Origin of the sequence: Candidatus Stygibacter australis (assembly GCA_030765845.1) — a bacterium.
GTDB classification, from domain to species: Bacteria; Cloacimonadota; Cloacimonadia; order Cloacimonadales; family TCS61; genus Stygibacter; species Stygibacter australis.
On the sequence record JAVCDJ010000019.1, the window covers coordinates 1 to 5,147 of the forward strand.

Sequence of the window (5,147 nt, forward strand, 5' to 3'; positions counted from 1 at the left end):
TGATGTAACTCACAATGTAACAATAAAATACGAGGTCTTTTTGTCAATGCTTTCTTTTACATATCTTATATATTTTTCAAGCACTTAGACAAGTCGGAAATATCAGTTATAATTTTGGGACTAATAATTCCGGGATACCGTATTACTTTGCATTGGGTCAATATTATATATGTTCTCCGGGGACATACGATTACCAATATGAAGACGATTATTATTATTACTATGGAACTTACACGCTGACTATCGAGTATGGAGAAGATGGAGGTATGTTTTGGGTGAAAGGTGACGATGCTGATGACAGCTTTTTTACACTATATTGTGATAGTGATGTTTACAAAGGAGAGCGAGGAGAAAAGGACAATCGTGAGATCACGAAGCAGGAGCCTGCTGAGATCACTGGAGAAATTGTTAGAACAACACATCAGGAATATCGCTCTGGAATATATAAACTCGAAATTAACCTTAATGTAGTCGAAAAATAAAGTTTCCATTAATAAAGGAATGAGGTGAGTAAGTTACTTACTCACCTCTTTTTTTAGCAATAATCAGGAAGTCGCTGAAGCGACTGAACTGGGAGGCATGGGGAAGTTTTCTCACCAAATAAATTTGGGTGTTAATGAGAGTGAGAGAGGAATTAGATCAAGGGATGATGGGGTGTAATAACTGATGATAGATGTGAAGAATTGGTATAAAAATTATAAGTTTAGAATAAATAGTTAATAAAATAAGTTTGCGACTTGACAACATAATATAGGGCTACATTTGTTACCCCAAAATAATTTGGAGGTTGTCTTATGACAATGAATGCTTTTTTGGATATGATCAAAGCCAAAAATCCAAATCAGCCTGAATTTCATCAGGCCGTAACGGAAGTAGTTGAAAGTATCTGGGATTTTGCTGAAGCAAATCCAGCGTACAAGGATGCTGCTATATTGGAAAGAATTTGTGAACCTGAACGTACAATTTTGTTTAGAGTGCCATGGGTAGATGACAACAACAAAGTACACGTAAACAAAGGTTACCGGGTAGAATTCAATAGCGCAATCGGACCTTATAAAGGTGGACTTCGTTTTCATCCTTCAGTAAATCTTTCAATTTTGAAGTTCCTCGGATTCGAACAGGTATTCAAAAACAGCCTTACAACTTTACCAATGGGTGGAGGAAAAGGTGGAAGTGATTTTGATCCCAAAGGTAAGAGCGACGGTGAAGTAATGCGTTTCACCCAGTCTTTCATGATGGAATTATTCCGTCATATCGGACCAGACACAGATGTACCAGCTGGTGATATTGGTGTTGGTGGACGTGAGATCGGATTCCTTTTTGGAATGTATAAGAAACTCCGTAACGAATTTACTGGTGTTCTCACTGGTAAAGGTCGCGAATGGGGTGGATCATTGATCCGTCCAGAAGCAACGGGATACGGCACAGTATATTTTGCCAAAGAAATGATGAAGACCAAGGGAATGACATTTGAAGGCAAGACCGTAGTAGTATCAGGAGCCGGAAATGTTGCTCAGTATGCAACAGAGAAAGCAACTGAATTTGGTGGCAAAGTGGTAACACTTTGTGATTCTTCTGGAACAATTTATGATCCAGCTGGAATCGATGCTGATAAGCTTGCATTTGTAATGAACCTTAAGAACGTTAAGCGTGGACGTATTAAAGAATACGTAGCTAAGTATCCAGGTGCTAAGTATTATGAAGGTAAAAGTGTATGGGATATCGTTGGTGAGATCGGACATGTAGATGTAGCTCTTCCCGCAGCAACTCAAAATGAGATCAATGCAGCTCAGGCTCAGGCATTAGTTGATGCTGGTTGCCAGGTAGTATCTGAAGGTGCAAACATGCCTACAATACCTGCTGGAGTAGAAGTATTTATTAATAACAAGCTTTTATACGGACCAGGTAAAGCCGCTAATGCTGGTGGTGTTGCCACTTCTGGACTGGAAATGTCACAGAATAGTCTGCGTTTGAGCTGGACTCGTGAAGAAGTGGATGAAAAACTTCACAATATCATGATCGAGATTCACAAACAATGTATTACTTATGGTATGGTAGGAGATTTCTGTAACTACGTAAATGGAGCCAACATTGCTGGTTTCAAGAAAGTAGCAGATTCTATGCTTGCCCACGGAGTAGTATAAAATATAAAATTAAATCAGGTGAGATATCTCACCTGATTTTTTTATGAAATGAATAACTAATCAAATAAGAGATTTATCCCTGAGGGTAAATCTCTTTTGTTTTTTAAAGAAATGTAAAATAGGGTAGAGTGATGGAAAACAAAAAAGAGATTGATGCAATAATCGAGAAATATAAGGGTAAAAAGGGAGCTACTATTCCGCTACTGCAGGATTTGCAGTCTGTAGAAGGTTTTTTGAAAAGAGAGATCATGGTCTATGCATCAGAACAGACTGGCATCAAGATAGCAGATATCTATGGAGTGGCAACCTTTTATTCCATGTTTCGTTTAAAACCGCAGGGTCGTCATATCATCAGAGTTTGCGTGGGAACAGCGTGCCATGTATCTGGAGCAGAGACGATATTTCATGCAGTCCAGAGCCATTTGGATCTAAATGAGCTGGAAGATACGACAGATGATGGGAGATACACTTTGATGGAAGTAGCCTGCCTGGGCTGCTGCAGTCTTGCACCCGTAATGATGATAGATGAAGATACTCATGGAAAACTGACTCCTGACAGTGTCGGTAAAATTTTGGACAGATACGAATAGGGGGATGTGATGGAAATAAAAGTAGGACTTGCCAGTTGTGGATTAGCTGCGGGAGCCGGAGCAATCTATGATGGCATCAAAAACTATATAAGTGATAAAGACCTTGATATCAAATTGCGTAAGACAGCCTGTATTGGCATGTGTTTTGCTGAACCTATCATCGAGATAACTACTGATAATGGCAAGAATATCACTTATGGCAGATTGAATGAAGCCGATATCGCACCAATAATCGAAAGCTGCCTGCAAAACACTCCGTTACTTGAGAAGGCAATTTTATCACCTGATTATGACTGTCCTGAAAATGATAATAAAGCTGCTCAGACCAGAATAGTACTGCGTAATGCTGGACGGATCGATCCCGAAAGTATTGAAGAATACTTGGAGAATGATGGTTATAAAGCATTAGAAAAAGTATTGAAAACCATGAGTCCCGAAGATGTGATCAAGGAAGTGAAAGATTCCGGATTGCGTGGACGTGGCGGGGCTGGATTTTCTACGGGTCTCAAATGGCAGTTTGCCTGGCAGAACCAAAGCGATAAGAAGTATGTGATCTGTAATGCAGATGAAGGTGATCCGGGAGCTTTTATGGATAAAGGTATTCTGGAAGGAGATCCACATAGTGTGATCGAAGGTATGCTGATCTGTGCCTATACAATTGGAGCAGATGAAGGATATGTATATTGCCGGGCAGAATATCCGCTGGCAGTGCGTCATCTCAAGAAAGCTATTGCAGATGCAGAAGAACGTAGCATTATTGGTAAAAATATCTTTGGCAGTGATTTCAGTTTTGATCTTCATATCAAGGAAGGTGCAGGAGCATTTGTTTGTGGTGAAGAGACAGCTTTGATCGGTTCTATTGAAGGAAAGCGGGGAATGCCAAATCTGCGTCCTCCCTTCCCGGCAAAAAGTGGACTCTGGGCAAAGCCAACCAATAATAATAATGTGGAAACTTATGGAAATATTCCCTGGATAATCCTGCATGGTGCATCAGAATACCGTAAATATGGGGTGGAAAGTTGTACAGGAACCAAGGCGTTCGCTCTGACAGGAAAGATCAAAAATAGTGGTTTGATAGAAGTGCCCATGGGAACTACACTTCGTAAAGTTATTTATGGAGTTGGTGGCGGCATGAAATTTGATAAGCCCTTTAAGGCAGTTCAATTAGGTGGGCCTTCAGGTGGATGTATTCCTGAGCATCTTCTGGACACTCCTGTGGAATATGAATCCATTCTGAAAACAGGTGCCATTATGGGCTCTGGTGGAATGGTTGTGATGGATACGGATACCTGTATGATAGATATTGCCAGATTCTTCCTGAATTTTACTCAGAATGAAAGCTGTGGAAAATGTACTTTCTGCCGGGTGGGAACTAAACGGATGTTGGAGATATTGAACCGGATCACCAGAGGTGAAGGTGTGATGGAAGACATTGACACTCTGGAAAAGCTGGCAAAGCAGATCATTGACACTTCACTTTGTGGACTGGGTAAAAGTGCACCAAACCCTGTTTTGACAACTATCAAATATTTCAGGGATGAATATATTGCCCATATCGTGGATAAAAGATGCCCTTCTGGAGTGTGTACAGCGCTTCTTAAATATACGATTGATGCCAGTAAATGTGTGGGTTGCACGCTGTGTGCACGCAAGTGCCCGGTTGATGCGATCACTGGTCAAGTGAAGCAGGTTCATGTGGTGGATCAGGATAAATGTATCAAGTGTGGTGCATGCTATGAAGCCTGTCGCTTTGACGCAGTAGTAAAGGTCTAAAGGTGTGGATATGATAACATTAACTTTAAATGGAAAAGAAATAAAGACTGAGCCAGGCAAGACAATTCTTGAACTGGCGCAAGAACACGGATATGAAATACCTACACTCTGCCATGATGAGGAATTACAACCTTTCGGAAGCTGCTGGGTATGTGCTGTAAAGGTTGAGGGACGCAGAGGATTTGTTACCGCCTGTGGAACCGATATCTATGACGGTATGAAGATCTGGACAGATACCGAAGATGTGCATGATGCCAGGAAAACAGCATTAGAACTGCTTTTAAGTGATCATTATGCTGATTGTGAAGCTCCCTGTACAGTGGCCTGCCCTGATCATGTGGATATTCAAACCTATGTCTCCCTGATTGCCAATGGTCAATACCAGGAAGCTGTGAAAGTGATCAAAGAGAAGCTGCCCATGCCTTTATCAATAGGAAGAGTATGTCCGGCTTTTTGTGAAGCAGAATGTCGTCGCAGTATTGTGGATGAGCCCATTGCCATCCGTCATCTTAAACGTCATGCAGCAGATTTTGATTTAGGACTTGATTACAGCTATATTCCTGAGAAAGAAGCAGATAAGGGTAAGAAGATTGCCATTATTGGTGCTGGACCTTCCGGATTAACCTGTGGATATTATCTG

Annotated in this window: 5 protein-coding genes; all 5 read left to right on the forward strand. The window is 41.0% G+C overall.

Going from position 1 to position 5,147, the window contains the following annotated elements; translation table 11 throughout:
* The first annotated feature begins 152 nt into the window (after window positions 1-152).
* Entirely contained in the window at window positions 153-482 is a 330-nt protein-coding gene (locus RAO94_00965; protein ID MDP8320899.1) for a hypothetical protein, read from the forward strand.
* A 318-nt stretch (window positions 483-800) separates the two neighbouring features.
* Entirely contained in the window at window positions 801-2,144 is a 1,344-nt protein-coding gene (gdhA, locus tag RAO94_00970; GenBank protein MDP8320900.1) for an NADP-specific glutamate dehydrogenase, read from the forward strand.
* A 131-nt stretch (window positions 2,145-2,275) separates the two neighbouring features.
* Window positions 2,276-2,734: an NADH-quinone oxidoreductase subunit NuoE gene (gene nuoE, locus RAO94_00975; protein MDP8320901.1), complete on the forward strand. Its 459-nt coding sequence runs from the start codon at window positions 2,276-2,278 to the stop codon at window positions 2,732-2,734.
* 9 nt (window positions 2,735-2,743) lie between these two features.
* Window positions 2,744-4,507 carry an NADH-quinone oxidoreductase subunit NuoF gene (locus tag RAO94_00980; GenBank protein ID MDP8320902.1) on the forward strand — a complete coding sequence of 588 codons (1,764 nt, stop codon included), beginning with the start codon at window positions 2,744-2,746 and terminating at the stop codon, window positions 4,505-4,507.
* A 10-nt stretch (window positions 4,508-4,517) separates the two neighbouring features.
* A partial coding sequence (locus RAO94_00985) for a 2Fe-2S iron-sulfur cluster-binding protein (GenBank protein ID MDP8320903.1) occupies window positions 4,518-5,147 on the forward strand: 630 nt, incomplete at its 3' end.

Bases quoted from the DNA above. Each gene is read 5' to 3' on its own strand.
- gdhA (MDP8320900.1), top strand. From the start codon at position 801: ATGAATGCTTTTTTGGATATGATCAAAGCCAAAAATCCAAATCAGCCT.
- nuoE (MDP8320901.1), top strand. From the start codon at position 2,276: ATGGAAAACAAAAAAGAGATTGATGCAATAATCGAGAAATATAAGGGT.
- RAO94_00980 (MDP8320902.1), top strand. From the start codon at position 2,744: ATGGAAATAAAAGTAGGACTTGCCAGTTGTGGATTAGCTGCGGGAGCC.